The following is a 26,316-nucleotide window of genomic DNA, read 5'->3' as shown; positions in this document are numbered from 1 at the left end:
GACCGACTCACTCCGTGAGATTGCCTCTGTAGCTCCCTTCCGCCGGCAACCGCCGGACGATAGGTTTATGAAGATGTATAGATTTGTTCATCGTAACCCGAACTAATACACTGGTGTTCATCCATGCAGGACTATATTGAGCGCGTCACCGACGGCGAGGATCTGAGCGGCGAGGAGGCACGGGACGCAGCCCGGGCCGTCTTTGAGGAAGCGACGGACGCCCAAATCGGGGCGCTACTCGCGGCTCTCAGGGCGAAAGGCGAGACAGAAACGGAGATTGCGGGGTTCGCGAACGGGATGCGCGACGCCGCCCGGACCATCTCCCCCGACCGGTCGCCGCTGGTCGACACCTGCGGGACCGGCGGCGACGACTACGACACGATCAACGTCTCGACGACGAGCGCCATCGTCGCCGCAGGGGCCGGCGCCGCCGTCGCCAAGCACGGCAACTACTCCGTCTCCTCTACCTCCGGCAGCGCGGACGTCTTAGAGGTCGCGGGGGTGGACGTCGAAGCCGAACCGCCGGCGGTCGAAGACGCCATCGAGCGCGACGGTATCGGCTTCATGCTCGCACCGGTCTTCCACCCGGCGATGAAGGCCGTCATCGGCCCGCGGAAGGAACTCGGCATGCGGACGGTGTTCAACGTTCTCGGGCCGCTGACCAATCCCGCCGGCGCCGACGCGCAGGTGATCGGGGTCTACGATCCACAACTCGTGTCCATCCTCGCCCGCGCACTCGCCCACATGGACGTCGAACGAGCGATGGTGGTTCACGGCGCCGGGATGGACGAAATCGCCATCCACGACGCCACGACCGTCGCCGAAGTCGACGGCGACGCGGTGACGGAGTACACCCTGACGCCGGCCGACCTGGGTCTGGAGCGGGCACCCGTCGAGGCCGTCGCCGGCGGTGACCCGGAGGCCAACGCCGCCGATCTCCGTGGCATCGTCGCCGGTGACGTGACGGGGCCGAAACGTGATATCATCCTCGCGAACGCGGGCGCAGCCCTCTATGTCGCCGGCATCGCCGACGATCTGCCCAGGGGCGTCGACGCGGCCCGCGAAGCTATCGACTCCGGCGCCGCCACCGCCAAACTCGACGAGCTGCGGGGTGCGTGATGGTCCGGACGAAAATCTGTGGCGTCACCAACGAGGCGGATCTGCGGGCAGTCTCCGAGGCCGGCGCCGCCGCGGTGGGGTTCATCACTGAGGTGAGCGTCGACACACCCCGGGAGGTCGCCCCCGACCGCGCGGCCGATCTGGTCGCCGCCGCACCACCCTTCCTCTCGACCGTGCTGGTGTCGATGCCCGAGACGCCCGCCCGTGCGGTCGAACTCGCCGGCGCCGTCGCGCCCGACGCGATCCAACTCCACGGCGAGTTCGACGCCGCGGACGTTCGGTACGTCCGCCGAGAAGCCCGCGCCGACGTGATCATGACTGTCGATGCGGCCGAGACCGACCGCGCCCGCGAGTACGACGGCGTCGCCGACGCCGTGTTGGTCGACTCGACGACCGAGTCGGGCGCCGGTGGGACCGGGGAGACTCACGATTGGGACGCCGCCGCCGACCTGGTCGACGACCTCTCGACGCCGCTGGTTCTCGCGGGCGGGCTGACCCCCGAAAACGTCGCCGAGGCGGCGCGGACAGTCGGGCCGTACGCGGTCGACGTCTCCAGCGGTGTCGAACGCCGCGGTGGCGAGAAGAACCACGAGGCGGTCAAGGCCTTCGTTCGCAACGCCGACGTGGGGGTGTCGGTGTGACGCCCGAGACGGATCGGGCGAAGTTCGCCGACGCCCTCGCCGGCCGGACGGCCCCGGCCGTCGCCCGCCTCGCCCTCACGCTCGACGTCGAGACGACGCCGCTGTCGGCCTACGCTGCCCTCGACGACCGAAGTGACTACGGGTTTCTGCTGGAGAGCGCGGAGAAGACTCCCTCCAGCGACCCCGAAGACGCCTTCACCTCCGGCGAGGGGACCGACCGACACGCCCGGTACTCCTTCGTCGGCTACGACCCCGATGCCGTCGTCTCGGTCACCGGAACCGACGTGAGCGTCGAATCGCTCGGCGGGCCGGCGGCCGACCTACTCGCCAAGCGGGCGGGACTCGACGACGGTGGGGACGCCGACGTTCTCGACGCCCTCCGGACGGCGCTCCCGGATCTCGACCGCGTCGGCTTCCCGACCGCCGACCGCCAGCACCTCGACGGTGGGCTGGTCGGCTTTCTCGCATACGACGCCGTCTACGATCTCTGGCTGGATGAGGTGGGCGTCGAACGCCCCGACCCCGTCGTCCCCGACGCGGAGTTCGTCCTGACGACGCGAACCCTCGCCTTCGACCACGCCGAGGGGACGGTCGAACTCGTCTGTACCCCGGTCGTCGACCCGGAGGCCGATCCCGGTGCCGTCCACGACCGTCTCAGCGACGAGGCCGAGGCAGTCGAGCAGACCTTGGCGGCCCACGACGCACCCGAGACGGGCGGGTTCGCAAAGACCGGTGAGACGGCGGGGCCACGCGAGGCGTACGAGGACGCAGTGGCTCGCGCCAAGGAACACGTTCTCGACGGCGACATCTACCAGGGCGTTATCTCCCGGAAGCGCGAACTGACCGGCGAGGTCGACCCCCTGGGACTCTACGAGTCGCTCCGCGCGGTCAACCCCTCACCGTACATGTATCTCCTGGGCCACGGCGACCGCTCTATTGTCGGCGCCAGCCCCGAAACGCTGGTGTCGGTACAGGGCCGCCGAGTCGTCTCGAACCCCATCGCCGGCACCTGCCCCCGCGGATCGGGTCCGGTCGAGGACCGGCGCCTCGCCGGCGAGATGCTCGCCGACGGCAAGGAACGCGCCGAGCACACGATGCTCGTCGACCTAGCGCGCAACGACGTGCGCCGCGTCTCGGAGCCGGGAACGGTCCGTGTCGAGGAGTTCATGAACGTCCTCAAATACTCTCACGTCCAGCACATCGAGTCGACGGTGACGGGAACGCTCGCGACGGGCGACGACCCGGGGGCGGGCGGCGAGCGGTCGCCGCCGTTCGACGCCTTCGACGCCACGCGTGCGACGTTCCCCGCCGGGACGCTCACCGGCGCGCCGAAGGTGCGAGCCATGGAGATCATCGACGAACTCGAACGCGACGCCCGCGGCGTCTACGGCGGCGGTGTCGGCTACTACTCGTGGTCCGGCGACGCCGAGTTCGCCATCGTCATCCGGACCGCGACGGTCGAACACGGGACGGAAGATCGGATCACCGTCCAGGCGGGGGCGGGTATCGTCGCCGACAGCGATCCGGCAAGCGAGTACGAGGAGACCGAACAGAAGATGGGTGGCGTCCTCGACGCACTCGAACGCATCGAGACGACGGCACCGGGGGTGCGCCGATGAAGGTGCTCGTGATCGACAACTTCGACTCGTTTACCTACAACCTCGTCGAGTACATCTCCGATCACCCCGACCCGGCGACGGGCGAGCCGATCACCGTCGAGGTGTTGAAAAACACCGCCACCCTCGACGAGGTGCGCGCCGTCGCGCCCGACGCAATCGTCATCAGTCCCGGCCCCGGCCACCCGAAAAACGACCGCGACGTGGGCGTGACGAACGCGGTCCTCCGGGAGGTGAGCCCGGACGTGCCGACACTGGGTGTCTGTCTCGGCCTCGAAGCGGCAGTGTACGCCTACGGCGGGACGGTCGGGCACGCACCGGACCCAATCCACGGCAAGGCCTACCCCGTCGACCACGACGGGGAGGGCGTCTTCGCCGGCCTCGATCAGGGCTTTCGTGCCGGGCGCTATCACTCGCTTGTGGCGACGGCGATTCCCGACTGCTTCGCGGTGTCGGCGACGACGACCCACGCCGACGCCGAGGGCGTCGACCACGACCTCGTCATGGGAATTCGCCACCGCGAGCACCCCATCGAGTGTGTCCAGTTCCACCCCGAGAGCGTGCTGACCGCGGCCGGTCACGACGTGATCGATAACTTCCTTCGCGTGGCCGGGCGACCGGACGCGACGGCCTAAAGCAAGAACAGCGAGACGAGGAGAAGCACACCGACGACGACTGCGGCGATGGTCACCAGACGCCAGGCGACTTTCAACAGGACGCGACCGATCAGGACGACGACGCCGACGGCGACGATGGCCACGAGGAGTTGTCCGAGGGGTTCGCCGAGAACACCGCCCAGTTGAAGCGCTACCTGCGGGGTGATCGACATATTCGACACCGACTCACAGCGGGTGCATAAGTCTGTGGGCGTCGCTTCGTCCCGTCCGGCGATCTTCGATATCAAATTTCGGAGAGGTACGGCGCTCGTCGGTGCCGATAGTCGTCACGTGGGAGTGTCTAGCATGACAGTTGTGTATCACTCGACGGGGTTGTTTCCCCTCGCTGACCCCCCTCTCGTTCGACTGGATATCTCCGTGTTGTCGGCCGATTCGAGCCGTGTATTTTCACTTTCGCTCCGGTCTGCACATCGTTATATGCGTCGGGAGGCGATGAATGGACGTGTAGGTGACCTTTGGTCACCGGCCGACACCGTGAAGTAGACAGGAATCGGATAGTTCGGCGGACGAACCAACGCCTTTACACCCCCGATTCCACTTACAGCAACCGTCACGGTTGCACCGATTCGAACCAGCGACCGGAACACGCCCGGCGCCCGTTTGGGGTGGGGGAAGCCGCGACGCGATCAACACGACCGACACATGAGTACGCACGATATCGACACCGACGACGTGGAACTACCGATCAAACGAACCGACGGGGAGACACTCGAGGAACGTCTCACCGACAACGCCTATCACAACATCCTGCCCGCGCGGTACCTCCGGAAGGACGCCGACGGAGACCTGATCGAAGACCCCGAGGATCTCTTCCCGCGTGTCGCGAAGAACATCGCGCTCGCGGAAGCGGTGTTCGAAGCGCGCAAGCGGGACACGGAGATTACGGTCACGCCCGACCAACTGAAACCGGATCACCCGCGGCGAGACGAACTCGCCGCGGAGGTGTTCGGCGCCGGCGTCACCACCGACGCGGACGCCGAGACGGCCCTCTCGGCGCACAACGTCAACAAGTTCGCCTACGAGACGGTCGTCCCGGAGCTTCCCGACGAGATTCAGACGGTTGTCACGGAAACCCGCGAGGAGTTCGAGACGCTGATGGGCGACCTCTCTTTCATGCCCAACTCGCCGACGCTGATGAACGCGGGCGACGAACTCCAGCAGCTCTCGGCCTGTTTCGTCGACTCGCCCGAAGACGACATCGACGACATCCACCAGACCGCCAAGGAGGCCGCACAGGTCTTCCAGTCCGGCGGTGGCATGGGCTATGCCTTCTGGCGGCTCCGACCCTACGGCGACCCCGTCGGCTCGACGGGCGGCATCGCCTCCGGCCCCATCACGTTCATGCGGACCTTCGACCAGATGTGCGAGACTATCGCCCAGGGCGGCGCCCGACGCGGCGCCCAGATGGGCGTCATGCGCGTCTCCCATCCGGACGTCATCCAGTTCATCCACGCCAAGAACAAGGACGTCTCGCTGGCTCACACCCTCCGGCTGAACGACCCCGACGACTTCACGCACACGGCCTTCGCGGACGCCCTGGAGGAGGCCCGCGAACTCATCGACGACGAGGGGAAAGTTCCCAAGCACCTCCGTAACGCCGTCGAGGGTCACCTCTCGAATTTCAACATCTCGGTTGGGATCACCGACGACTTCATGGAGGCGCTGGAGGCGGGCGAGGAGTTCACCTTCACCAGCCCCCGCACCGGCGACCCCCACATCGCCACCCACGAGACGAAGGAACTGTACGACATGTTCGGCCTCGGCGAGTACGTCGAGGTGGGCGAGGAACTGTCGATGCCGGCCGAGGTGATCTGGGAGGATATTGTCGAGGGCGCCCACGAGAACGGCGAACCCGGCGTCATCTACCTCGAACGGGTGAACAAACAGCACTCCTTCGACGTGGAGGAACACCCGGACCACCGCATCCTCGCGACGAACCCCTGTGGCGAGCAGCCGCTAGAGGAGTACGAGGCCTGCAACCTCGGCCACATCAACCTCTCGACGCTCGCGTCCCAGGACGCGCCGGACTGGCGGGTATGGGCCGACGAGCACGCCGACGAGTACGACACCGAGACTGCGGCCGTCGAGGCGTTCCTCGACGATGCGATGGACTGGGCGGCCTTCGACCACCGCATCGAGTACGGCACCCGCTTCTTGGAGAACGTCGTCACGATGTCGGACTTCCCGGTCGACGAGATCGAGGAGAAGGTCCGGCAGATGCGCAAGATCGGCCTGGGTGTCATGGGGCTGGCACAGCTGTACGTCCAGCTCGGCATCCGCTACGGGAGCGATACCGGTAACGAAGTGGCCCGACAGCTGATGACCCACATCGACCACGGGTCGAAGTGGGCTTCCCACGAGCTTGCCGAGGAGCGCGGCACCTTCGAGGACTGGGACGATTCGAAGTACGCCGACCCCGTCGGCTACCGTGAGTGGTTCGAACACCACACCGGTCTCGACGCCGACGAGTGGGCCGATGGCTTCCCGATCCGCAACCACAACACGACGACCATCGCCCCGACGGGCACCACCTCGATGGTCGGGAACACGACCGGCGGCTGTGAGCCCATCTACAACGTCGCCTACTACAAGAACGTCTCCGACGACGTGCAGGGCGACGAGATGCTCGTCGAGTTCGACGACTACTTCCTGCGGACGCTCGAGGCAAACGACCTCGACATCGACGCGGTCAAGCGAGAGGCCCAAGAGCAGATGGCCGCAAACGGGTTCGACGGCGTCGAGGGACTCGACACCGTCCCGGACCCCATCGGCGAACTGTTCGTGGTCACCGGCGACCTCTCCGGAAAACAGCACGCGGCGGTGCAGTGTGCGTGTCAGCAGGGCGTCGACTCCGCCATCTCGAAGACCTGTAACTTCCCCAACTCGGCTACGGTCGAGGACATGGACGAGGTGTACCGCTACATCTACGACCACGGCGGCAAGGGCGTCACCGTCTACCGCGACGGGACGCGCTCGAAGCAGGTGCTCACCACCCGCGCGAAGAACACGGAGTTCGCCGACGAGAGCGAGGCCGCCGCGGCGCTGGTCGATCAGATCGAGGAGGTGTTCGGCGGCATCGAGGGCTTCCTCGACAACGAAGACGTGCAGGCGGCGCTCGACACTCAGCTGTCGGAACTGCTCGCGGCCGCCGACGGCGAGCGGGAACTCGGGACCAAGCGCCCGCGCCCGGACGTTCTCCACGGCGTCACCCAGCGCATCGACACCGGCTACGGCAAGCTCTACGTCAATATCAACGAGGACGACGATGGGCGGCCGTTCGAGTTGTTCGCCAACATCGGCAACTCCGGTGGGTTCACCGCTTCCTTCACCGAGGCGCTGGCGAAGACCATCTCGACCGCGCTGCGCTCCGGCGTCGACCCCCGCGAAATCGCCTCGGAACTCCAGGGGATTCGCTCGCCGAAGGTCGCCTGGGACAAGGGCGAACAGATCAACTCGATCCCCGACGCCATCGGGACGGCGATGCGGCGCTACCTCGACGACGAAATCGACCGACCGTACCCCAAACAGCAGAATCTCACAGAACTCGAGAAAGCCGAGGCACAGGCGATGGACGAGTCGCCCGAGGCCGACGGCGGCGCCGCGTCGGTGGCCAGCGACGACACTGCGGACCTCCTCGCTGCGGGCGAGAGTCCCGAGTGTCCGGAGTGTGGCTCGATGAGCCTCTACTACTCCGAGGGCTGCAAGACCTGCGAGTCGTGTGGCTGGTCGGAGTGCTGAGCTGATAGCCGGCCGACCCCGGTGTCGAAACGCCTGACCATCCGCCGCGGGACGTTCCGAATCCGCCAGCCGTACCGACGGCGGCGGAACAGTCATGTCGGTGTGGCCCCGAACAGGTGACATGCCTGCGTCAGGTGGGCGGCCCTGCCCGCGATGCGAGACGGCAATGAACCGCCGTCACTGCAAGTATGTCTGCCCGAACCACGGGGTCGTCTACGATTGCAGCGATACGTTTTGGTGACATGACGAGTCGTGACTCACTACGGACCTCGGACGACCCGACCGACGGAACGCACGCCACCCGTGGCCCGCCGCCGGCCGTACCGACGGGAGCGGACAGATGGTGAGCGACGACGGCGTCGCTCGCGGGAAGGCGATTCAGCGGCGGACCGGCAAGACGTTCCACCTAGCGACTCGCCTCCTCCCCGAGCGGGTCCGAGAGTCGACGTACGTCCTCTATGCCTTCTTCCGGGTGGCCGACGAGGTGGTCGACGACGCCGAGGGCGTGCCTCCCGCCGAACAGCGCGCCGAACTGGAGCGGTTGCGGGCGGCAGCCCTCGGCACGGAACCGACTGACGACCCCGTGCTCGCCGCCTTCGCGGACCTCCGAGAGCGACACGACATCGACGACGCCGACGTGAACACGTTCGTCGACGCGATGCTGACCGACGTGACCAAGGATCGCTACGAGACGTTCGCGGAACTCAGAGCGTACATGGACGGGTCGGCGGCCGCCGTCGGCCGCATGATGACGGCGGTGATGGATCCGGCCGACCCTGGGCGGGCCCGCCCCCACGCCACGGCGCTCGGCGAGGCGTTTCAGCTCTCGAACTTCCTCCGAGACGTGCGCGAAGATATCGTCGAGCGTGACCGAATCTATCTTCCCCGCGAAACGCTCGACGAGTACGGTATCTCGGAGGCTGAGATCCGGCGCTTCGAGGTGAGCGACGACTTCCGACGGGCGATGGAGCGAGAACTCCAGCGGACCGAGGCCCTCTACCGCGAGGGCGTCGCCGGAATCCAGTATCTCCCCGCGGACTGCCAGTTTTCGGTGGTGGTCGCCGCCGTGCTCTACGCCGACCACCACCGGCTGATCCGCGAGCGAGACTACGACGTTCTCTCCGAGACGCCGAGTCTCGGCACGCTCCGCAAACTGACGCTGGTAGCGCGGACCCGCTGGCACTGGCTGTGGAGCAAGGACCCCGAAACCGTGTTCCGGCGGGTGAGCGCCGTGCCGGACGTGCCGGCGGACGACGACACGGATCCCGACCCCGACCACGACCGGACACACCCCCCGAATCGCGGCGTCGGCCGGCGACTCCTGCACGGGGCGGTCGAGGGGCTTCGCCGGCTAACCTGACTCACCGTCCCACGGGCACGTCGAAGCGGTCCGCACGGACCAACCCGAGGGCAAACAAGCCGGCGACAGCGGCCGCCCCCCAGTTGCCGAAGTAGACGTTGACCGCCCCCCAGAGCAGGACGAAACTCACCAGGTCGTCGAGGGCGAACTCGCAGGTATCCAGTCGCTCTAGCAGCGCCGCCCGGTCGAGGACGACGTCGAGGACGAGAACGGTCACCGTCGCGGACAGCACCCACCCCGCGAAGTTCGACAGCGGCACGCCGTAGACGGCGCCGCCGCCAGGGTAGGTCCAGAACCCGAGAGCAACGGCCCCCGGGTCGAGGACTAGATCCATGGCGATCACCGTCCCGATCACGGCGGGGAGGCGAATCCGGGCCGCCCGCGCACGTCTTCCGAGCAGGAGCGAACAGAGGAGGTACGCGTTGCCCACCAACGGCAGGAAAAAGACAGGGAGGCCGATGGGGACACCGGCGACGGTCGGGCCGAGGTCGATAGCGTAGTGGAACTCGCCGTATGGCCATCCGGTTCGCAGCCCGGCAAACTCGATGGCGTAGGCGTACCCGGCGAGGACGGTGACGCCGACGGCCGCCCGGCGGTCGATCAGCGGTGCCATCCCGATCAGTAGCGGCGAGCGCATGACGAGCGTCCCGAGGAGGAGCAAAAAGGGCTCGAAGGCCAGCGGCGGCGGGAGATGCCCCTCGGCGCTTGCGACCAGGAGAATCGCCCCGACAGTCGGGAACACCACCGCGACGGTGACGCGGTGCTCGCGGAGCAGGCTGTCGAGGCGGGCCTGCATCTCGGGTCGGGTCGGCCGGGCCGTCGCCCGGGCCGTCGCGCCGGCGGGACCGTCTCCGCCCTCGCTACCCATGGACCAGCCCCCAGAGTCCGCCCATCGTGAGAAGGGCGCCGACGACGGTGTTCAGGGCCGGATACCACCAGTACGCCTGCGAGACGTCGATCCCCGAGACGGCAATCCCCACGACGGCGACAGGGTACAGACCGAGGAGGAGTCCCAGTCGGGGATCGAGCAAGCCGAAGGCGACGGCGGCGAGCGCCCAGCAGAGGGCACAGTAAGCGTAAGTTCGCCGCTCACCGAGCCGCGTCGCCGTCGTCTCGATACCCGCGCGACGGTCCGGGTCGATGTCCGGGACCGCAGAGAAGGTGTGCATCGCCATCGACCAGAGCCACCCACCGAGGACGGCGAGCGGTGGTGGGTGGCCCCCGGCGACCGCGGCGTACGCGGCGGCTCCGGGGAGCACGTACAGGCCGTTCGAGACGGAGTCGAGCGGCGGCCGGGTCTTCAGGCGGAACGGGGGCGCGCTGTACGCGGCTCCCAAGAGGAGGAAGCCGGCGACCCAAGGCCAAGCGATGCGGGGGGTCAGCCCGAGAGGGGCGAGCGCGAGCAGGGCACTCAGACCGACGGCCGCGGGGACGAGTCGGTCGCCCCCGTACCGGACCTCGCGTTGCTCTTTCTTCGGATTCTCCGCGTCGATGTCGGCGTCGAAGACGTCGTTGACGCCGTACAGGAGGACGTTCGCGGGCACGAGGAAGTACGCGAACAGGGTGAGCGTCGCCGGCGTAAACAGGTCACCGGTGTCACTCGCGGCGTAGGCGACGCCGACGGCGACCGGGCCGGCGAGATAGAGCCAGAACCGGGGGCGCGAGGTCCGGAACAGGTAGGCGGCCGCGCCCAGCATCGTCATCGGATCGTCGTCATCTGTTCGGCCGTCAGGCGGCCGCTAATGAGACACATGGGGACGCCGATGCCGGGGGTGGTGTAGGAGCCGGTGAAATACAGCCCGTCCACCTCGGTCGAGGCGTGGGGCGGCCGGAGCAACGAGGTCTGTCGGAGCGTGTGTGCCAGGCCGAGGGCCGTGCCCCGGAAGCTGTTGTAGCGCTCCGCGAACTCGGAGACCGAGAAGCGTTCCTCGACGACGATGCGGTCGCGGAGGTCGACGCCGGTGTGTTCGGCGATGTCCGCAAGCAACAGATCACGGAAGGCCTCGCGGCGCTCCGGGTCGTCGTCGAGGCCGGCGGCGACCGGGGCGAGGACGAACAGGTTGCTGTGGCCGTCGGGGGCGACCGTGTCGTCGGTCTCCGAGGGAACACAGAGGTAGTACGCGGGGTCCTCGGGCCACGCGGGGTCGTCGAAGATGGTCGCGAAGTGATCGTCCCAGTCGGTCGGGAGGACGAGCGTGTGGTGTTCGAGGGGGTCGACATCGCCCTCGACGCCGAGATACAGGAGGAACGCGGAGGGCGCGTAGGTGCGCGAGTCCCAGTAGTCGGCGTCGTACTGGCGGTCTTCGGGGACGAGAAGCTCCTGTTCGGTGTGGGCGTAGTCGGCGTCCGAAACCACCTCGTCGGGGAAGAACTCCCGGCCGTCCTCGGTACGGACGGCGAAGGCGCCCTCCTGGCCTCTGATCTCCGAGACTGGGTGATCGACCCGGAAGTCGACGCCCAACTCCTCGGCCACGTCGACGATGCCGTCGACGACGCCACCCATCCCGCCCTCGGGGTAGTAGACGCCGAGGTTGAAGTCGACGTGGCTCATCAGGTTGTAGAGCGCGGGCGTGTTGTTCGGCGCGCCGCCGAGGAAGACCAGCGAGTACTGGACGATCTGTTGGAGTTTGGGGTGATCGAAATACTCCTCGACGTGGTCCTGCATCGTCCCTAGCAGCGACAGGCCGTGTGCGTGCCGAAGCACGTCCGGGTCGACGAAATCGCGCAGACGGGAGCGATCCTCGTAGACGAAATGCTCCATCCCCACGTCGTAGGTGTAGGCAGCCTGGTCGAGGTAATCCTCGAGTGCGTCACCGGCGCCGGGTTCGTAGGCCTCGAAGGTCTCGATGTTGGCCTCGCGGTCCGGGAGGAGGTCGACCTGATCGCCGTCCTTGAAGAAGATGCGGTAGTGGGGGTCGAGGCGTTCGAGGCCGTAATACCCCTCGGGTCGCCGCCCGAAGTCCGCGAAGAAGTCCGCGAACACGTCGGGCATGAGATACCAAGAGGGCCCCATGTCGAACCGGAAGCCGTCCGTGTGGAGGCGACTCGCCCGGCCGCCAAGCTGTTCGTTTTTCTCGAGGACGGTCACGTCCGCTCCCGCGTCGGCGAGATAGCAGGCCGTCGAGAGGCCGCCGAAGCCGCTGCCGACGACGACGACCGACTGACCGTCGGCGTCGCCGACCGGCGAGCTATCGTTCATGCCCGGCCGTTGGGACGTGATCCGTATATACTACCCGCCCCCGGCGGGAGGGGTGATCGCCCGCCCACGCCGTGGCCGACGGATCGTTCACCCGTCCACGCGGCCGCCGAGGACCTTGGCGGCGACCAACACCGGGTCCCACACCGGGCTGAACGGGGGCGCGTACGCCAGGTCGAGACGTTCGAGTTCGGCGACGGTCAGTTCGGCCTCGATGGCGGTCGCCAGCGTGTCGATGCGAATCGCCGCCCGGTCGCGGCCGGCGATGGCGCCACCAAGCACCCGGCCGGTCGACCGGTCGGCCACCAGCGTGACCGTCGTCTCGTCGCCGCCGGGATAGTAGCCCGAGCGCGACCCCGCGGTGATCGTCTCGCTCACGGGATCGAATCCCGCGTTCTCGGCCGCCTCGGCGTCGGTGAGGCCGACCCGCCCACACTCCACGTCGAAGGCTTTCACCACCGCGGTGCCGGCCACGCCGCCGACCGGCGTGGGGTCGCCGGCGACTGTCGACCCGACGGCCCGGCCAGCGCGGTTCGCGGTCAGCCCCAGCGGCACCCACGCCTCCGCGCCGGTCACCGCGTGTCGTGCCGTCGCCACGTCGCCGGCGGCGTAGACGGCTGGGAGTGTCGTCCGGCCGTAGGCGTCGGTGCGGACGGCACCGCCCGGACCCAGCGCCGCGTCGGTCCCCGAAAGCGGCGCCGTGTTCGGCGTCACCCCGACCCCGATCACCGCCATCCCGACCGGGAGGCGCTCCCCGTCGTATCGCACCGCCTCGATCCGGTCCCCGCCGACGAGTTCGGCGACCGGCGTCCCGGTGTGGACCGTCACCCCCTGATCGCCGAGGTGGTCGGCGGCGCGCTCACCGACCGCCTCACCGAACGGCGGGAGGAGGTGTGTCGACCGCTGGAACAAGTGGACGTCGACACCGCGGGCGACGAGAGCTTCGGCCATCTCGACGCCGACGTAGCCACCGCCGACGATGGCCGCCCGTTCGGGTGGGTCGAGCGCCGCGTTGTGGTCGACCCGCGACTCGTCGACGGGGCCGTCGCCGAGGCGGTCCCGGTCGTACTCGTCGGATGGGGTGAGGTAGGCGTCGGCGGCCGCCGCGGCATCGAGGCCGTGGATCGTAAAGACGCCGTCGAGTGTGGTGTCGAACGGTCCCGTCGTCGCACTCGCGCCGGTTGCCACCAACAACTCGGCGTACGACTGGTCGAACCGGTCGCCGTCCGCCTCGACGGTGACGGTTCGCTCCCCGGGGGAGACCGAGACGACCTCGTGGCTGCGCCGCAAGTCGATGCCACGATCCGCGGCATCCTCCGGGGACAACGAGAGGAGGTCGGTCAGTCGCTCGACTGTCCCCTTCACGAAGTAGGGTTCGCCGCAGTGGGCGTAGGATATCCACCGCCCCCGCTCGAAGACGACGACATCCCGGTCGGACTCGCGCCGGAACTTGCTCGCCGCGCTCAGACCGGCCGCGTCGCCGCCGATGACGACGAACGGATCGCGTGCCATAGGCACCGTTCGCCGCCGCCGGATCAAAAGTGTATGCCGCGGCCGCGTGATCCGTGCCCGAACGGCCGAGCAGCGGTCGTCGTAGCGGTAGTCGAGCGGTCCGTCTGGTGGCGGGTTCTAACCCCGTTCGCGAACTCGACGGCCGGTGTCAGAAACGGCCGCGGCGGCGGAACAGCCGCCTGAGAACCCGTTCAAGCGGGCCGGCTTCGGTCGAACTGATCGATGCGCCGGGGAGGTAGTAATCGACGTCGGTACGCTCGTCGGAGTCGGTGTGTCGGCTCATACACCCTGTTCGGGACGGGAGAAATTAAGAATTCTGAAAATAAGTTGGTCGATAGCAAATACACGATAGGTGTTGACAAACACCGGCTGAGGAGACGGCCCGCCTTTCATGCTCGTCGCCGCCCAACGACGCGTATGGACGGAACGAGTGCGGTGGTCACGGGTGCCAGTCGTGGAATCGGTGCGAGCGTCGCCGAGCGATTCGCCGCCGAAGGAGCCCACGTCACCTGCTGTGCGCGGAGTCGAGAGGCGCTGACGTCGGTCGTGGACGGCATCGTCGATGCGGGCGGCGCGGCGACGGCAGTTCGGGCCGACGTACGCGACGAGTTCGACGTCGAGCGGCTGATGGAACAGGCCGCCAAGGCGGGCGACGGCATCGACGTCGTGGTGGCTAACGCCGCCGTCAACCACGGCGACCCCGGGGAAAGCCCCCTCCACGAGGAATCGTACTCCCGATTCGACGACACGGTGCGGACCAACCTCCGTGGCGCCTTCACGACGGTGCGGGAGGCACTTCCCCACCTCGCGGACGACGGACGGATCCTCGTCCCTTCGGGGGCCGTCGCCCGCGAGTCGACGGCGGGAATGGGGACCTACGCCGTCTCCAAGGCTGGAGCCGAGGCGCTGGTTCGGGGCTTCGCCGCCGACATCGATCCGGCCGTCGGTGTCGTCGACCCCGGCTACGTCGCCACGGATCTGAGCGGCGACAAGGGCCGTGACCCCGAGGACGTGGCGCCGATGTTCGTCTGGGCTGCCCGCGACGCCGACGACGAAACCGTCGACGGAGAGATCCTCGACCTGCGAACCTGGAAGTCGGCGACGCGGTAGCGTCCTCACGAACCGAACGCGTTATTAATATCGGTTTTTTCGTTGTTAATGTGACTCGACGCTCACTCGTTGGTCCCGCCGCCACCGCGACGCTCGTGGGGCTGTCATTGTTCGCCGCGACTGGAGGGGCCTGGAAACTGCTGGGTATCTCGTGGGTCGCCTTCGCCGCGATGGCGGTCGGAATCCCGCTCGGTCGCCGTTCGCTCAACGGGCGACCGTGGACGCTGGTCTGGGGGTACGGTCTCGCGAGCGGGGCGATGGTGACCAGCGCCGCCGTCTTTCTCGTGCCACAGGCCATCGCCCACGACGCGACGTTCGGCGGGTTCGGCGTCGCGCTCGGTCTCCTGATCGGCTTCGCGAGCCATACCGTCGGGCACCGACTCGCACACCTCGACGTCCCCTTCGACCGGACCGCCACGGAGTTGACGGCCCACGCCCTCTCGGCGGGACTCATCATCGGTATCGTCTACGGAAATATGCCCGACCTCGGACCGATTCTCGGCCTCGCTATCGTCTCGCACAAGGGTCCGGCGGGCTACGCGGCCGCTCGCCGGCTGGTGACGAACGAGCGTGACCCGACGGTGTTGCTTCTGCCTGCGGCCGGTGTCGGCATCGCGGCCATCGTCGCCAGTCTGGTCGCCCTGCCCGCCGCGCCGACGGTGCGGGGTGTCGTCTTCGGCTTCGCCGCCGGTATCTTCCTCCACATCGCGATGGATTTCCTGCCGCGGTGTGAACTCGGGAGCGACGTCCACGACCTCCTGACGGTGACCGGCGACGCCCACGCACTACTCGACCGCCTCCGGGTCCACGCCGTCCTCAGCACGGGCGTCGGCGGTGTCTCCGTCTTCGTCGCGTGGCTGCTCGTCTCGTAGGCTACCCGTAGAGCCGGCGAAGCTGGTACGAGATGCCGATCCCTGCCGCCAACAGCACGATGAGGTTGAACGCCGCCTGGAACAGCGAACGGTACTCGCTGGTGATCCACGTTCCGATGGCGTTCGAGACGCTGAGATACAGTTGGACGACGGCGACGAACGCAAGCAGACCGAGGACCATGAGGATGGCGTAGTTGGCGTACCGACGGACGCGGGCGCCCGTCTGCTTGTCGGTGTCGCTCGCGTTCGCTCCGTCGACGGTGTCGGTGCTCGGATCGGTGTCGGTGTGTGTATCGCTCATGTGGTCCACCTCCGGGCGAACAGCGCGGCGGCGACGACGGCGACGACGGCGACGGCGACGCCAAATCCGGGGCCGCCGCCGGCAGTCGGCATTCCGGTCGCCTCGGGCCGGGGCCGGTCGCCGTCCCGCCCGTCGCCGCGGGTGAAGTCGCCGACCTCCAGTTCCACCTCGCGTCGCGTCTCGTTGACGCTGATCGTCTCCGAGGGGTCGAGATTCGCGGCGCCTCGGGCGCTGTCGATGACGACGCCGTCCTTCCAGAGCACCGCGTCGACGTAGTAGTTGTATCCCGCCGGGACGCTCAGCCGCGTCTCCACGGTCGCCGTACGGCCGGGACGGATCGACCCCACGTCGACCGCCGTGCGGTTGGCGACGATGTTCGAATCGGCCTGCCGGAGTGTCACCGTAACCCGGAGATCCGAGGGCTGTTCGTCGCCGCCGTTGGTCAGCGCCATCTGCATGTCGAGTGTCGTCTGGCCCTCGCCGGCCTCGGCGACCGAGAAGGCGACCGGTGGGAGGGCGTCGGCGGCGGCGAACCGCACGCCGCTCCGGGCGTACGCCGGCTGGAGCGCCTCTAGACCGCGGAGTTCGCGTGCCCCGCTGTCGATACGCTCGCCGTCGCGGTAGACGACCGCTCGGATCCGGTACCCGCCCTCGCGCTCGACGGTCAGGTTCGTCGGGACCGCCACCTCCCGTTCCTCGCTGAGATTTCCGACGGCCACGCTCCGGGTCGACTCGACCAGCCCCGACTCCGTGTCGACGGCTTGGACCCGGAGGCTGACGTTTCGGGCCGGCGGCCCGCGGTGTGACAGCCGCGTGCCGACGTCTAGGGTGACAGTGTCACCGGTCACGTCGCCCGCCGAAATCTCCATGTCTGTGATCGTGACCGGGCCGGAGCGGACCGGTCGGTCCTCGCTGGGGTCCGCAAGGGCACCGGGGACCAGAACCGCCGCGACGACAGCTAAGACGACGACGCCGACCGCACCCGCGGCCAGCACTGATTCGCGGCGCATAGGCGTCGAGACTCCCGGACTGTGCAAATGCTTTGGGGAGGGTAAAAGCGAATTTTATCCCTCCGGGCGACGGTGACTCACCCATGCGCACCTACGTACTCGGCACCGATACGGTCGAAACGAGCGCAGCGCTGTGTGACTATCTCGACGACCGACTCGAATCCGGGGATACGGTCCACGCCGTCAACTCCCTGTGGGGCGGGTCGCGAACGGACGCCGAGACGGCCCGCGACGGCGAGGACGCCGTCAACGTGGTGCGGTCGCGACTCGGCGCCCAGGCGACCGTCGAGACACACCAGTTCGTCCGCGGCAACGACCCCGACGAGGACCTCCTCGCACACGCCGACGCGGTGGACGCGGACGAACTCGTCCTCGGCGTCCGCAAGCGCAATCCAACGGGAAAGGTCGTTTTCGGAAGCACCGTCCAGTCGGTCCTACTGGCGTCCTCGCGCCCCGCCGCCGTCGTCCCACTGGAGACGGCCGACTGACGCCGGCGCCGACGGCTACCGAGCGTCGACCACGCTCTCCAGGAAGGCGAGTTGATGCGCTACGGCCGTCTCGAAGGCGTCGCCGAGCGGATCGACGTGACCGACCGGCAGTCGGAGGAAGGTGGCGTCGTCGATACAGTCGGCGGCCGCCGCGGCCGTCTCGGGCGAGACGAGGTCGTCCCGTCCGGCCGCAATCACCAGCGTCGGGCAGTCGACGTCGGCGGCGTCCGCCAGCGGCCGGTAGCGAAACAGGGAGAGAAGGCCGCGAGCGGGCGTCTCGTTGTGCCAGTCGCTCGCCGGCGGGATGCAGTCGAGATACGCCTCGCCGGCCGGCGTTCGCGGGAGGAGGCCGAACTCGCCGGGACCGCCGACGACGGGGACCGACTGCGACCGGCCCAGCGGGGCGCCCAGACGGTCACGGACCCCCGCGGTGACGGCCCGCGCGAGGTAGCCCGGCGACCGGCCGCGGGCGAACGCCCGGCCGTCCAGCGGCGAGACGGCCACCGTGGCCGCGACGCGTCGACGCTCGGCCGCCACGCGGATCACGTGCCCGCCGCCGAGACCGAACCCCCACAGGACGACCCGGCGACGCTCGCCGTCGAGGCGCCGGACCCGGTCGACCGCGGCACGCCAGTCGGCCACCTGAGCGGCCGGGTCGACGAAGGTGCGAGGGCCATCGTCGCCGACCGGCCGGTGATCGAAGACGAACGCGGCGTAGCCGGCGCGGGCGAACCGCTCGGCGTACCGCGGGTAGCCGAACGTCGACTCGGCGGCGACCGTCGGCCCCAGGACGACCACCGGCGACGACGACGGGCGATCCGGGCGATAGAGTCGGCCGCGACGGGCGCCGGCCTCGCTCTCGAACGTCAGCGTCGTCGTTGCGAACTCGAAGCGGTCGGCGGCCGACCGAGTGTCCGTCGCGGCGGGCATCTTACTGGAGGTCCTCGTCGAGGGTTTCGAGGACGTTCGTCGAGAACTCGGTCTCCGAAATCCGGTACTGCAACAAGTCCTCGAACCACTCGGTCTCGACGTACCACCGGTTCATCACTTCGTCCTCGAACCGGAGGACCGTCGCCTCGACCCGCGTCGGCTCCCACCTGTCGTCTCGTGCCAGGTCGAGCAGTCCGTTCAACATCTGTCCCATCTCCATGTGATTGACCTCCTCACCCGGATAGGCCGTCACGTACGACAGCGACACGGGATCGACGGCTTCGACGTCGTGTACGTCGATGCCGAACTTGCGAAACTCCGCCTCCAGTTCGGATTCGTCCATCGTACCCGATCATACACCCCGGCGATCAAAACCCTTGCCGGAAGCCGGCGACACCGCTGGCCGGTGCTGAAAAACGGGGAACAGGTGGGGGGTGACCGCTCAGTTCGTGCCGGGCTTGGGTCCGAGGCCGCCGTCGTCGATCATCGGGATCGTGGTCGTCGTCGGCTCGGGATCGTCCGTCGGTTCGGGTTGGTCTCGCCGGCCGTCGGTCGTCGGACCGGTTCCGGATCGCGGCTGGAGCGGGATGACGGGGTCGATGGTGATCGTCGAACGGTTCTTCCGTGTCGTGCGTCGGGACGTGCTCATTGGGGTGTGTCGTATGCTGGGGTCGGTTACCGGGCGTCACTGCCTCGTCGGACCGAGGTCAGCATACGAGTGCGACGCGTTGCATCGTGAATCCACCATAGCAGTCATCCATAATAAACCTTCATGATTGTTACTGGGAGTGGGCGGCGTCACGTGGTATTAGTTGTCATACGACTTGGTCACACACGGAGTGTCACGGTCCGAATAGGTGCCGTGTCGATCTTAGACGAGTCCCCATATCGACGCGATACCGACGGTGGTCACGACGGCGAGCAACAGTTGGAGCGGACCCCCGACCCGCAGGAAGTCGACGAACCGGTAGCCGCCGGGGCCGTACACCATGAGGTTCGTCTGGTAGCCCACGGGCGTCATGAACGACGTCGCCGAGGCGAACATGACCGCCAAGAGAAACGAGAAGGGATCGGCGCCCATCTGCCCGGCGGCGTCCACCGCGACAGGGATCATGAGTACGGTCGTGGCTACCGGAGTGATGATATTCGAGAGGAGACCGGTCAACACGACGAACAGGAGCATGACGGCGATCAACGGCAGATAGGCCTCTGTCGCGACCAACCCCTCGGCGATCAGGGCCGCACCACCGGTCGTCTCCATCGCGAGGCCGAGCGGGATGACTCCGGCCAGCAGGAAGATGATGTTCCACGAGACGGCGTCGTAGGCGTCCGAGGGCGACAGACAGCCGGTGACGACCATCGCGAAGACGCCGGCCAGTGCCGCGATGACTATCGAGAGCAGGTCCAACGCCGCCGCCCCCACGACGCCACACATGATCCCCACCGCGAGCGGTGTCTTCGACGAGAGCGGGGCGAGGTCCGCCACGTCGACCTCGTCGAGACGGTCGTACGCCCGCTCGTCGGCCACGATCAGGTCACCGGACTCGGCGTGGTACGCCATCGCCTCGGGCGGCAGGCGGATCAACAACAGATCACCGGCCGCGAGCGTCTCCGCGTCGAGGTCTGACCGGAGCAACTGGTCGCCACGGCGGATCGCGAGTACGGTCGTTCGGTGGTACGATTCGAGGCGTGTCTCCGCGAGCGTTTCGCCGACGTACGCCGAGTGCTCCGGAATCACCGCCTTGGCGAGTGTGTTGTCCGTCGGCACCGCGTCGAACGTCTCCTCGGTCACCGTCTCGCGGACGAGGTGTTTGAGGCCGTGATCGCTCCGAATCCGATTGATCGCCCGCAGGTGGCCGTTGACGATGAGAACGTCCTCGGCTGCGATCCGCTGGTCGGTGTCGGGGGCCGCGTAAACCTCCTCGCCCCGACGAACTTGGAGAACGTCGACGGCCCCGTCGAGCCGTGCGTCCAGTTCGTCGACCGTGAGTCCCACGAGCGGGGATGCCGCCCGGACCTGCATCTGTGCGAGGTGATTCTCGAGGTCGAACTCCTCGACGAGGTCGATCCCGGCCGGGATGCGGGCGGGCGTGAGCCGGCGGCCGACCGTCAGCAGATACGCGATGCCGACGACGAGGATGATACCCCCCAGTGGCGTGAACTCGAACATGCCGATGCCGTCCCGGCCCGGGATGAGTTGACGCGCGAGGTCGCTGGCCAGGATGTTCGTCGACGTTCCGATCAGCGTCAGCGTTCCGCCGAGAATGGCGGCATAGGACAGCGGGAGGAGCAACCTCGACGGCGAGACGTCGCTCTGTTCGGCGAGGTCCGTGATCATCGGGATGAAGACGGCGACGACCGGCGTGTTGTTGACGAACCCCGCGATTGGTCCCGTCGTTCCGACGGTCGCCACGAGCGCGCGCGCCTCGCTGCCTCGCGTGAAGTCCGCGAGGTAGATGCCGAGTCGCTGGACGATACCCGTGTTCTGAATCCCCGCGCTCAACATGTACATGGCGACGATTGTGATCGTCGCGCTGCTGGCGAACCCGGAGATGGCATCCCGCGGTGTGAACCCGATCTGCGGACCGAGCGCCGCCAGCGTGACCATGATCCCGATGGCCGTCGTGTCGTTGGGGATCACCTCCGAGACGAAAAGCAGGAGAGCTACCGCGATGAGAAGGAAGATCAGTAACGCCTCGGTCGGCATCCCCGCGACAGTCATACGATACGGATGTCGGCGAGCCGAAAAAAGCTAGCCGTCCGCCGAGGATGAGGCCGTGGCGCCGACACGGTCGCCCCGCGCCCGTGACGGCTGACAGGTCGAAGCCCACGAACGGCACACACGACGAGACGGGGCACTCAAGACGCCGCTCGGCGTACGCGGAGGTAGTGATCCGGGACTTGGTGTCGATGCTGTTTAGCGATCCGTTTACCGTCGTGAACACGACCGGGTTGATCGCGTTCGCGCTCGTCGGCGCGGCCAAGGCGATCCGCGAGGAGTTCGACCTGTTCGGCGTCGTGGTCGTCGGACTGGCGACAGCCTTCGTCGGCGGCGTCACGCGCGACCTTCTCGTCAACCGGGTGCCGCTCGTCCTTCGGTCGCCGGCCGAGATTGGCCTGGGTCTACTGGGCGTCGGGCTGGCGGTCGTGTTGAGCCTCCGTCTGCAAGCCCCCGATCAACACGCCGTCACCGTCGTCTCGGACGCGGTCGGTCTCGCCGCGTTCGCGACGACCGGCGCCATCGTCGCGAGCAACGTCGGCACCTCGGCGTTCGGCGTTGTCGCCATCGCAACGATCAACGCGGTCGGCGGCGGTGCGTTCGCGGACATCCTCCTCGACCGATCCCCCTTCATCCTGTTCGACGACTTCTACGCGAGCTGTGCGGTGGTGGGTGGAGGCACATACTGGCTCGTGGACGGTCTCGGCGTGATCGACGGCGGTGCCGCGATTGCGTGTGCGACGGTGACCGCGGCGGTACGCCTGATCGCGGTCACACGAAACTGGGAGGTGCCGACGGTACAGGACCTGCGACCCACGGACGAGTAACACGACCCCAGTGAGAAGGCGACCGAGCCACGCCGGGAGGGACCCGTCTACGCCGTGTCCGTCCTCCTCGTCGTCCAGGCGTGGCTCGCTCCGGAGCCGCGGCCCCCGCGGGCGGAGGTAGGCGGCGATTCGACGGGCGAGTCAGCGGCCCGAGCGAGGTGCCTCTCGGGGTCGATCCCCACCGTTTAACCCCTTCGGCGTCCGATAGCACACGATGCCAACAGCGCAGCCGACCGTCCTTCTCGTCGACGACGAAGCGGATATCGTCGACGTCTACGCTCTCGCGTTCTCCGAGGACTACGATGTCCTGAAAGCCTACGGCGGGGAGGAGGCCCTCCAGAAAGTAAGTGACGCCGACGTGGTCTTACTCGACCGTCGAATGCCGGGCTTGTCCGGACAGGAGGTTCTCTCGACCATCAGGGAACGGGGGTCCGAGGTTCGGGTCGCGATGGTGACGGCCGTCGATCCCGACTTCGATATCGCCGAGATGCCGTTCGACGCCTACCTGACGAAACCCGTCGAAGAGGCGGAACTCCGGGAAACCGTCGACGGCCTGCTAACGCTTGCCGACTACGACGAGCAGGTGCGTGAGCGGTTCGCCATCGCGGAGAAGATGGCGGCCCTAGAGGCCGAAAAATCGCGGAGCGAACTCGCCGAGAGCGAGGAGTACCAGGGGCTGAGCGAGCGGGCGGCGGAACTCGACGCCAGGACATCGGAGACGGTCGGCGAGATGGATCCCGAGGCCTTCGAGCAGGCGGTCACGGGAATCACCGAGATAGAGGACGAGTGAACGGCCGCCGAGCGGGTGGCGCGGTCAGGCGTACTTCGCCACGACGTTCAGAATCTCGTCGAGTTCGTCGCCGTCGAGCGAGTAGCGGCCGTGGGCGAACACCGACCGGAGTTCGTCGCGGTCCTGCGGGAGAAGGTCAGCGACTTTGAACGCCGCCTCCGCGTCGACCTGGTCGAGTTCGAGGAGGTCCTCGACGAGTTCGCGGGACTCCTCGGCACCGAGGACGGCGAAGGTGTTGGCGTGCTCGATGGCGCGGGCGAGTTCGTACCGCATCTCGCGGTCGACGTCCGCGGCACGCTCGGCTTCGACGTCGGCGAGGAGGTCCTTGACCTCCGAGACGGTGACGTACTCCTCGTCGATTTGTTCTTTGAAGATACTCATCGGGCGACTCTACTGCTGGGCCTTGAGGTGGGCCGGGCGTACGATGACCGTCTTGTCCTTCCCGCCGTCGTTGATCTCGACTTTGAAGGCGCTGCCCTGCGTCCCGACCACGGTTCCGGTGTGGCCGTTGAACCGGGGGTGGAATCGGCCCTCGGGGACGCTCGGGTCGATGTTGAGGTGGACTTTCTGACCGTCGTCGTACTCCTGAATCGCGCGCTGAGGGGGGGACGCACCGCGGTCCCGCGGGTCGTTCGAGAGCTTACCGCGCGTCCCGTTCAGCGGACCGTTTGAACTCGGCATTGTCGTGAAGGTGAATACTGCGGTGGCGATTATAAATGGTGCGTTCCGCGGCTCAGATGCGGCCGACGTTCTCGACGCCGACGCTCTCGACGCCGTCGACGCCGGAGAACGACTCCTCGACGGCCTCGGTTCCGCCTGCGTCGTCGGGAACGATCACGGTCGGGAGCAGTGCGACCAGTCCGAACGCAACTTCGTCGCGCTCGAAGCCGTTGATCTTCGCGCCCTCCGGAAGCGACGCTTCGAGTCGCTCCTGCAGGTCGTCCAGGTCGATGTCGGGACTCTCCGGCATGACCTTCATCTTCGCAGCGACCTTGCCCATCCTTACGGCCCCCTGAACCCGCAGTCCGGGCACTCGTAGAGGTTGCTCTGTTTGCGACATTTCGCACAGCGGTAGATCTGCTGCCCGCAGTCCGGGCATTTGAACGAGGCGGCGCTCATCCCGGAGATGTTGATGCCACAGGAGACACATTGGCGCTCCTGCTTTCCTTCCGTCTGACTCATACAGTGACGAACCCGCTCGCGGGTTTTAATCGTTGTCTTTCGGGTTTCGGGCCACGAACCGGCGGAGACGGCGACGCTACCCGCTCACCCGGGCGCCCTGAACGCCTTGAGTCTGAACCGCAACACCACCGCTTCGACGGCCGCGGGAGTTCCCTCCCAGGTGACGAGCACCTCCGTCAGTCGGTACGCGCCGACGGGTATCGTCCGGGTGTCGAGCGTCGCCGTCCACCCCGGCCCCTCGACCGTCCGCTCGTCCACCTGGTCGCCGCCGAGCGACTCCAGGTATCCGACCGCCTGCGACGGCGAGAGCCCGCGAAAGCCGCGGGTGACGCGGAGCCGTCCGTCGGATTCCAACCGCTCTATCGGCGGGAGCGCATCGAGTGCCGCCTGACGTTTCCGGTCGGCGGCGGTCAGCGGCTGTGTGGCCATACGGGATCACCCACGTGTCTCTCGTACCTATAACCGAATAAACACGAACGTCGATTCCTCGGACGTGGGAACCGGCGACGGGCGGTCGACCTACGGTGCGACGATTGCGGGTGCGAGCACCGCCATCAGGTGAACCCGCCGGACGCCGAGCGCCACCGGAAGCAGGCCCACGAGCGCCGCGAGCGCGAACACTGCCAGCCCCGGAACGCCCGCGAACAGGTAGGCGACAGCGACCAGCAGACACCCGGTTCCGAGCGACACGCGGGTGTAATCGAGGCGGCCGACCGTCCGGAGGTACGTGTCGCCGACGGAGACGACGAGGGCAAAGCCAGCGGCGGCCGCGAGACAGGTCGCCCCGACGAGTGGGAGCAAGGGCCCAGTGGCCGAGATTCGATCCATCGCGACCATCACCCCGGTACGGGGCGACCCGAGTGCGACGAGCGCGAAGAGGGCAAACACCGTATTGGCCGTGGTAGCTCCGCTGGAGGCGACGAGAAACCCGCGTGCGCCGGAGCGACCGGGCACGGTCGGTAAGACGAGAACCGTCCCGACGGCGGCGGAGACACCCGGGAGGTAGCCGACAAGCGCGCCTGCACCGGCGCCGGCGCTCGCCGTTCCGAGGACGGTCAGCCTGTCGAGGGTGACCGTCGGATCGGCCTGCGGCGGGACGCCGTCACCGTCGAGCGCTTCGATCAACACGGGCGCCCCGAACAGGCCGGCAAATAGCGGCGCGAGGACGCCTCCGGCCGCGACGGGACCGGTCGGGTCGAGATCGAGCGTCGCCCACCCGAGGCCGGCGGCGACGACGACGGTCCCAGTCGCAGCGAGGCGGCGCCGCCAGGTGGGTTCGGTGGCGACGACGACGAGTGCCACGCCGGCCAGCACGAGGGGAAGGTGGCGCCGGAGCGTCGGATAGACGGCCTCGACGGCGTGAGTCAAGGGGACGGCGACCGGCAGTGCGACGAGGACGGCCAGCCCGCTCCCGAGCGCAGAGAGGCGAAGCGCCTCGCGGCCCCGTCCGTCCAGCACCAGCCGATGTCCCGGGAGCGTGACCGCCGCCGTGGCGGGGTCCGGTACCCCGAGGGCCAGCGCCGGCACCACGTCGAGGAAGGTGTGGACCACGCCGGCCACGAGCATGGCCGCTCCGAGGGCCAGCGGCGGGCCGGGAAGGGCGGGCACGACGGAGGCGAGCAACAGCGCGAAGTTGTTCGCGTGTAAGCCGGGCGTTAGCCCGCTACACGTCCCGAGGGCAACGCCGACGAGGACGTAGCCGAGCGTGGTGACGCCGACTGGCGTGACGACCCCCATCCCGCGGCGGTGGCCGCGGCATCGGGTTTCAATCCCCGGAGCGACACGCGACCGACGGCCGCGGCGCTCGCGAGAGTGGTGCCCTGAAAGAATCGAAGGTTCGTGGCTGAGTCCGCCGAAGCGGTCGTGGCCGAATTAGCCGAAGAGTTCGCCGAGGCCCTCGCCGCTGGCCTCTTCGTCCTCTTCTTCTTCGTCGGCGGCGGCGTCCTCTTCCTCGGCCTCGTCGGCGGCTTCGTCGCCGTCGTCCTCGTCGTCGTCGTCGCTACCTGCGGCGCCACCAGCGGCACCGCCGGCGGCGGGCGCGGCAGCGGCCGTATCGATAGCGTCCTCGATGTCGACGTCCTCGAGGGCGGCGACCAGCGCCTTCACGCGGGACTGCTCCACGTCGACGCCGGCGGCTTCCAGGACCGCGGTCACGTTGTCTTCGTTGATCTCTTCGTCGTTCTCGTTCAGGATGAGTGCTGCGTAAACGTATTCCATTGTTTGTCTCC

General features: G+C 67.8%; 31 protein-coding genes. 12 read left to right on the top strand and 19 right to left on the bottom strand.

The features are described 5' to 3' along the window. Positions 1-123: 123 nt before the first annotated feature. From trpD to trpG, 4 genes are read left to right on the top strand one after another with little or no spacing between them, the layout of a single operon-like run. A complete protein-coding gene (gene trpD, locus NO878_RS02875; RefSeq protein WP_256404451.1) occupies positions 124-1,119 on the top strand; it encodes an anthranilate phosphoribosyltransferase in 996 nt (331 codons plus the stop codon). Next, positions 1,119-1,760: a phosphoribosylanthranilate isomerase gene (locus tag NO878_RS02870; RefSeq protein ID WP_256404450.1), complete on the top strand. Its 642-nt coding sequence runs from the start codon at positions 1,119-1,121 to the stop codon at positions 1,758-1,760. The genes trpD and NO878_RS02870 overlap by 1 nt, the downstream gene beginning before the upstream one ends. After that, on the top strand, positions 1,757-3,379 hold the full coding sequence (gene trpE / locus NO878_RS02865; RefSeq protein WP_256404449.1) for an anthranilate synthase component I: 1,623 nt from the start codon (positions 1,757-1,759) through the stop codon (positions 3,377-3,379). The genes NO878_RS02870 and trpE overlap by 4 nt, the downstream gene beginning before the upstream one ends. Further along, positions 3,376-4,011 carry an anthranilate synthase component II gene (gene trpG / locus NO878_RS02860; RefSeq protein WP_256404448.1) on the top strand — a complete coding sequence of 212 codons (636 nt, stop codon included), beginning with the start codon at positions 3,376-3,378 and terminating at the stop codon, positions 4,009-4,011. Before trpE ends, trpG begins: the two co-directional genes overlap by 4 nt. On the opposite strand, the gene NO878_RS02855 is transcribed toward trpG, so the two are convergent. Then, on the bottom strand, positions 4,008-4,205 hold the full coding sequence (locus tag NO878_RS02855; RefSeq protein WP_256404447.1) for a DUF8029 family protein: 198 nt from the start codon (positions 4,203-4,205) through the stop codon (positions 4,008-4,010). The genes trpG and NO878_RS02855 overlap by 4 nt on opposite strands. Before the next feature lie 490 nt (positions 4,206-4,695). On the opposite strand from NO878_RS02855, the gene NO878_RS02850 reads away from it, so the two are divergent. From NO878_RS02850 to NO878_RS02845, 3 genes are all read left to right on the top strand, one after another. Further along, positions 4,696-7,791 (top strand): adenosylcobalamin-dependent ribonucleoside-diphosphate reductase, encoded by a 3,096-nt coding sequence (locus tag NO878_RS02850; RefSeq protein WP_256404446.1) that lies wholly within the window; start codon positions 4,696-4,698, stop codon positions 7,789-7,791. A 121-nt stretch (positions 7,792-7,912) separates the two neighbouring features. Beyond that, positions 7,913-8,032, top strand: a complete 120-nt coding sequence (locus NO878_RS17055) for an HVO_2523 family zinc finger protein (protein ID WP_305882150.1) — start codon at positions 7,913-7,915, stop codon at positions 8,030-8,032. Between the two features lie 99 nt (positions 8,033-8,131). Next, on the top strand, positions 8,132-9,151 hold the full coding sequence (locus NO878_RS02845) for a phytoene/squalene synthase family protein (RefSeq protein ID WP_256404445.1): 1,020 nt from the start codon (positions 8,132-8,134) through the stop codon (positions 9,149-9,151). A 1-nt stretch (position 9,152) separates the two neighbouring features. Here the strand turns inward: NO878_RS02845 and cruF are convergent, their stop codons facing one another. From cruF to NO878_RS02820, 5 genes are all read right to left on the bottom strand, one after another. Continuing rightward, positions 9,153-10,019 carry a bisanhydrobacterioruberin hydratase gene (gene cruF, locus NO878_RS02840; protein ID WP_256404444.1) on the bottom strand — a complete coding sequence of 289 codons (867 nt, stop codon included), beginning with the start codon at positions 10,017-10,019 and terminating at the stop codon, positions 9,153-9,155. Further along, on the bottom strand, positions 10,012-10,854 hold the full coding sequence (locus NO878_RS02835) for a prenyltransferase (RefSeq protein ID WP_256404443.1): 843 nt from the start codon (positions 10,852-10,854) through the stop codon (positions 10,012-10,014). The genes cruF and NO878_RS02835 overlap by 8 nt, the downstream gene beginning before the upstream one ends. Continuing rightward, on the bottom strand, positions 10,851-12,350 hold the full coding sequence (locus NO878_RS02830; RefSeq protein ID WP_256404442.1) for a phytoene desaturase family protein: 1,500 nt from the start codon (positions 12,348-12,350) through the stop codon (positions 10,851-10,853). The genes NO878_RS02835 and NO878_RS02830 overlap by 4 nt, the downstream gene beginning before the upstream one ends. A gap of 87 nt (positions 12,351-12,437) precedes the next feature. Beyond that, a complete protein-coding gene (locus NO878_RS02825) occupies positions 12,438-13,859 on the bottom strand; it encodes an FAD-dependent oxidoreductase (protein WP_256404441.1) in 1,422 nt (473 codons plus the stop codon). A 148-nt stretch (positions 13,860-14,007) separates the two neighbouring features. Then, the gene (locus NO878_RS02820; RefSeq protein ID WP_256404440.1) at positions 14,008-14,142 is read right to left on the bottom strand and encodes a hypothetical protein; all 135 of its coding nucleotides are present in this window, start codon (positions 14,140-14,142) and stop codon (positions 14,008-14,010) included. Between the two features lie 134 nt (positions 14,143-14,276). Here NO878_RS02820 and NO878_RS02815 point away from each other — a divergent pair, with 134 nt between their 5' ends. Further along, a complete protein-coding gene (locus NO878_RS02815; RefSeq protein ID WP_256404439.1) occupies positions 14,277-14,969 on the top strand; it encodes an SDR family NAD(P)-dependent oxidoreductase in 693 nt (230 codons plus the stop codon). 50 nt (positions 14,970-15,019) lie between these two features. Further along, positions 15,020-15,841, top strand: a complete 822-nt coding sequence (locus tag NO878_RS02810; protein ID WP_256404438.1) for a ZIP family metal transporter — start codon at positions 15,020-15,022, stop codon at positions 15,839-15,841. Position 15,842: 1 nt separating this feature from the next. Here NO878_RS02810 and NO878_RS02805 read toward each other — a convergent pair whose 3' ends face one another. Together NO878_RS02805 and NO878_RS02800 are read right to left on the bottom strand one after the other, a co-directional pair. Further along, the gene (locus NO878_RS02805; protein ID WP_256404437.1) at positions 15,843-16,142 is read right to left on the bottom strand and encodes a DUF8060 family membrane protein; all 300 of its coding nucleotides are present in this window, start codon (positions 16,140-16,142) and stop codon (positions 15,843-15,845) included. Beyond that, positions 16,139-17,152 (bottom strand): DUF7490 domain-containing protein, encoded by a 1,014-nt coding sequence (locus NO878_RS02800; RefSeq protein WP_256404436.1) that lies wholly within the window; start codon positions 17,150-17,152, stop codon positions 16,139-16,141. The genes NO878_RS02805 and NO878_RS02800 overlap by 4 nt, the downstream gene beginning before the upstream one ends. An 83-nt stretch (positions 17,153-17,235) precedes the next feature. Here NO878_RS02800 and NO878_RS02795 point away from each other — a divergent pair, with 83 nt between their 5' ends. Then, positions 17,236-17,640 (top strand): universal stress protein, encoded by a 405-nt coding sequence (locus tag NO878_RS02795; RefSeq protein ID WP_256404435.1) that lies wholly within the window; start codon positions 17,236-17,238, stop codon positions 17,638-17,640. Positions 17,641-17,655: 15 nt separating this feature from the next. Here NO878_RS02795 and NO878_RS02790 read toward each other — a convergent pair whose 3' ends face one another. The 4 genes from NO878_RS02790 to NO878_RS02775 all read right to left on the bottom strand — a co-directional run bounded on the left by NO878_RS02790 (position 17,656) and on the right by NO878_RS02775 (position 21,292). Next, complete coding sequence (locus NO878_RS02790; RefSeq protein WP_256404434.1) at positions 17,656-18,570, bottom strand: alpha/beta hydrolase; 915 nt, start codon at positions 18,568-18,570, stop codon at positions 17,656-17,658. Position 18,571: 1 nt separating this feature from the next. After that, positions 18,572-18,913 carry a DUF8159 domain-containing protein gene (locus NO878_RS02785; RefSeq protein WP_256404433.1) on the bottom strand — a complete coding sequence of 114 codons (342 nt, stop codon included), beginning with the start codon at positions 18,911-18,913 and terminating at the stop codon, positions 18,572-18,574. Between the two features lie 99 nt (positions 18,914-19,012). Then, entirely contained in the window at positions 19,013-19,219 is a 207-nt protein-coding gene (locus NO878_RS02780) for a hypothetical protein (RefSeq protein ID WP_256404432.1), read from the bottom strand. Between the two features lie 222 nt (positions 19,220-19,441). After that, entirely contained in the window at positions 19,442-21,292 is a 1,851-nt protein-coding gene (locus tag NO878_RS02775; RefSeq protein ID WP_256404431.1) for an SLC13 family permease, read from the bottom strand. 188 nt (positions 21,293-21,480) lie between these two features. Here NO878_RS02775 and NO878_RS02770 point away from each other — a divergent pair, with 188 nt between their 5' ends. Both NO878_RS02770 and NO878_RS02765 read left to right on the top strand, forming a co-directional pair. Beyond that, a complete protein-coding gene (locus NO878_RS02770; protein ID WP_305882599.1) occupies positions 21,481-22,116 on the top strand; it encodes a trimeric intracellular cation channel family protein in 636 nt (211 codons plus the stop codon). Between the two features lie 214 nt (positions 22,117-22,330). Beyond that, positions 22,331-22,906, top strand: coding sequence for a HalX domain-containing protein (locus tag NO878_RS02765; protein ID WP_256404430.1), 576 nt, complete (start codon positions 22,331-22,333; stop codon positions 22,904-22,906). Positions 22,907-22,930: 24 nt separating this feature from the next. Here NO878_RS02765 and NO878_RS02760 read toward each other — a convergent pair whose 3' ends face one another. The 7 genes from NO878_RS02760 to rpl12p all read right to left on the bottom strand — a co-directional run bounded on the left by NO878_RS02760 (position 22,931) and on the right by rpl12p (position 26,305). Next, positions 22,931-23,287 (bottom strand): RNA polymerase Rpb4 family protein, encoded by a 357-nt coding sequence (locus tag NO878_RS02760; protein WP_256404429.1) that lies wholly within the window; start codon positions 23,285-23,287, stop codon positions 22,931-22,933. 9 nt (positions 23,288-23,296) lie between these two features. Beyond that, a complete protein-coding gene (locus NO878_RS02755) occupies positions 23,297-23,587 on the bottom strand; it encodes a 50S ribosomal protein L21e (RefSeq protein WP_256404428.1) in 291 nt (96 codons plus the stop codon). A gap of 52 nt (positions 23,588-23,639) precedes the next feature. After that, positions 23,640-23,906 carry an elongation factor 1-beta gene (locus NO878_RS02750; protein WP_256404427.1) on the bottom strand — a complete coding sequence of 89 codons (267 nt, stop codon included), beginning with the start codon at positions 23,904-23,906 and terminating at the stop codon, positions 23,640-23,642. A 2-nt stretch (positions 23,907-23,908) separates the two neighbouring features. Continuing rightward, entirely contained in the window at positions 23,909-24,088 is a 180-nt protein-coding gene (locus NO878_RS02745; protein WP_157687919.1) for an HVO_2753 family zinc finger protein, read from the bottom strand. 84 nt (positions 24,089-24,172) lie between these two features. After that, positions 24,173-24,517, bottom strand: coding sequence for a MoaD-like domain-containing protein (locus tag NO878_RS02740; RefSeq protein WP_256404426.1), 345 nt, complete (start codon positions 24,515-24,517; stop codon positions 24,173-24,175). A 90-nt stretch (positions 24,518-24,607) separates the two neighbouring features. Beyond that, positions 24,608-25,825 carry a tripartite tricarboxylate transporter permease gene (locus NO878_RS02735; protein ID WP_256404425.1) on the bottom strand — a complete coding sequence of 406 codons (1,218 nt, stop codon included), beginning with the start codon at positions 25,823-25,825 and terminating at the stop codon, positions 24,608-24,610. A 135-nt stretch (positions 25,826-25,960) separates the two neighbouring features. Further along, positions 25,961-26,305: a 50S ribosomal protein P1 gene (rpl12p, locus tag NO878_RS02730; protein ID WP_256404424.1), complete on the bottom strand. Its 345-nt coding sequence runs from the start codon at positions 26,303-26,305 to the stop codon at positions 25,961-25,963. Positions 26,306-26,316 lie beyond the last annotated feature (11 nt).

Origin of the sequence: Haloplanus ruber, from assembly GCF_024494725.1 — an archaeon.
GTDB classification, from domain to species: domain Archaea; phylum Halobacteriota; class Halobacteria; order Halobacteriales; family Haloferacaceae; genus Haloplanus; species Haloplanus ruber.
The sequence above is the reverse complement of the archived record's forward strand: the minus strand, read 5'-3'. Positions and strand labels throughout refer to the sequence as shown.

Excerpts from the sequence above, each read along its gene's own strand:
- trpD (WP_256404451.1), top strand. The coding sequence starts at position 124 with ATGCAGGACTATATTGAGCGCGTCACCGACGGCGAGGATCTGAGCGGC.
- NO878_RS02870 (WP_256404450.1), top strand. The coding sequence starts at position 1,119 with ATGGTCCGGACGAAAATCTGTGGCGTCACCAACGAGGCGGATCTGCGG.
- trpG (WP_256404448.1), top strand. The coding sequence starts at position 3,376 with ATGAAGGTGCTCGTGATCGACAACTTCGACTCGTTTACCTACAACCTC.
- NO878_RS02855 (WP_256404447.1), bottom strand. The coding sequence starts at position 4,205 with ATGTCGATCACCCCGCAGGTAGCGCTTCAACTGGGCGGTGTTCTCGGC.
- NO878_RS02850 (WP_256404446.1), top strand. The coding sequence starts at position 4,696 with ATGAGTACGCACGATATCGACACCGACGACGTGGAACTACCGATCAAA.
- NO878_RS17055 (WP_305882150.1), top strand. The coding sequence starts at position 7,913 with ATGCCTGCGTCAGGTGGGCGGCCCTGCCCGCGATGCGAGACGGCAATG.
- NO878_RS02845 (WP_256404445.1), top strand. The coding sequence starts at position 8,132 with ATGGTGAGCGACGACGGCGTCGCTCGCGGGAAGGCGATTCAGCGGCGG.
- cruF (WP_256404444.1), bottom strand. The coding sequence starts at position 10,019 with ATGGGTAGCGAGGGCGGAGACGGTCCCGCCGGCGCGACGGCCCGGGCG.
- NO878_RS02835 (WP_256404443.1), bottom strand. The coding sequence starts at position 10,854 with ATGACGATGCTGGGCGCGGCCGCCTACCTGTTCCGGACCTCGCGCCCC.
- NO878_RS02830 (WP_256404442.1), bottom strand. The coding sequence starts at position 12,350 with ATGAACGATAGCTCGCCGGTCGGCGACGCCGACGGTCAGTCGGTCGTC.
- NO878_RS02825 (WP_256404441.1), bottom strand. The coding sequence starts at position 13,859 with ATGGCACGCGATCCGTTCGTCGTCATCGGCGGCGACGCGGCCGGTCTG.
- NO878_RS02820 (WP_256404440.1), bottom strand. The coding sequence starts at position 14,142 with ATGAGCCGACACACCGACTCCGACGAGCGTACCGACGTCGATTACTAC.
- NO878_RS02815 (WP_256404439.1), top strand. The coding sequence starts at position 14,277 with ATGGACGGAACGAGTGCGGTGGTCACGGGTGCCAGTCGTGGAATCGGT.
- NO878_RS02805 (WP_256404437.1), bottom strand. The coding sequence starts at position 16,142 with ATGAGCGATACACACACCGACACCGATCCGAGCACCGACACCGTCGAC.
- NO878_RS02800 (WP_256404436.1), bottom strand. The coding sequence starts at position 17,152 with ATGCGCCGCGAATCAGTGCTGGCCGCGGGTGCGGTCGGCGTCGTCGTC.
- NO878_RS02795 (WP_256404435.1), top strand. The coding sequence starts at position 17,236 with ATGCGCACCTACGTACTCGGCACCGATACGGTCGAAACGAGCGCAGCG.
- NO878_RS02790 (WP_256404434.1), bottom strand. The coding sequence starts at position 18,570 with ATGCCCGCCGCGACGGACACTCGGTCGGCCGCCGACCGCTTCGAGTTC.
- NO878_RS02785 (WP_256404433.1), bottom strand. The coding sequence starts at position 18,913 with ATGGACGAATCCGAACTGGAGGCGGAGTTTCGCAAGTTCGGCATCGAC.
- NO878_RS02780 (WP_256404432.1), bottom strand. The coding sequence starts at position 19,219 with ATGAGCACGTCCCGACGCACGACACGGAAGAACCGTTCGACGATCACC.
- NO878_RS02775 (WP_256404431.1), bottom strand. The coding sequence starts at position 21,292 with ATGACTGTCGCGGGGATGCCGACCGAGGCGTTACTGATCTTCCTTCTC.
- NO878_RS02770 (WP_305882599.1), top strand. The coding sequence starts at position 21,481 with ATGCTGTTTAGCGATCCGTTTACCGTCGTGAACACGACCGGGTTGATC.
- NO878_RS02765 (WP_256404430.1), top strand. The coding sequence starts at position 22,331 with ATGCCAACAGCGCAGCCGACCGTCCTTCTCGTCGACGACGAAGCGGAT.
- NO878_RS02760 (WP_256404429.1), bottom strand. The coding sequence starts at position 23,287 with ATGAGTATCTTCAAAGAACAAATCGACGAGGAGTACGTCACCGTCTCG.
- NO878_RS02755 (WP_256404428.1), bottom strand. The coding sequence starts at position 23,587 with ATGCCGAGTTCAAACGGTCCGCTGAACGGGACGCGCGGTAAGCTCTCG.
- NO878_RS02750 (WP_256404427.1), bottom strand. The coding sequence starts at position 23,906 with ATGGGCAAGGTCGCTGCGAAGATGAAGGTCATGCCGGAGAGTCCCGAC.
- NO878_RS02745 (WP_157687919.1), bottom strand. The coding sequence starts at position 24,088 with ATGAGTCAGACGGAAGGAAAGCAGGAGCGCCAATGTGTCTCCTGTGGC.
- NO878_RS02740 (WP_256404426.1), bottom strand. The coding sequence starts at position 24,517 with ATGGCCACACAGCCGCTGACCGCCGCCGACCGGAAACGTCAGGCGGCA.
- NO878_RS02735 (WP_256404425.1), bottom strand. The coding sequence starts at position 25,825 with ATGGGGGTCGTCACGCCAGTCGGCGTCACCACGCTCGGCTACGTCCTC.
- rpl12p (WP_256404424.1), bottom strand. The coding sequence starts at position 26,305 with ATGGAATACGTTTACGCAGCACTCATCCTGAACGAGAACGACGAAGAG.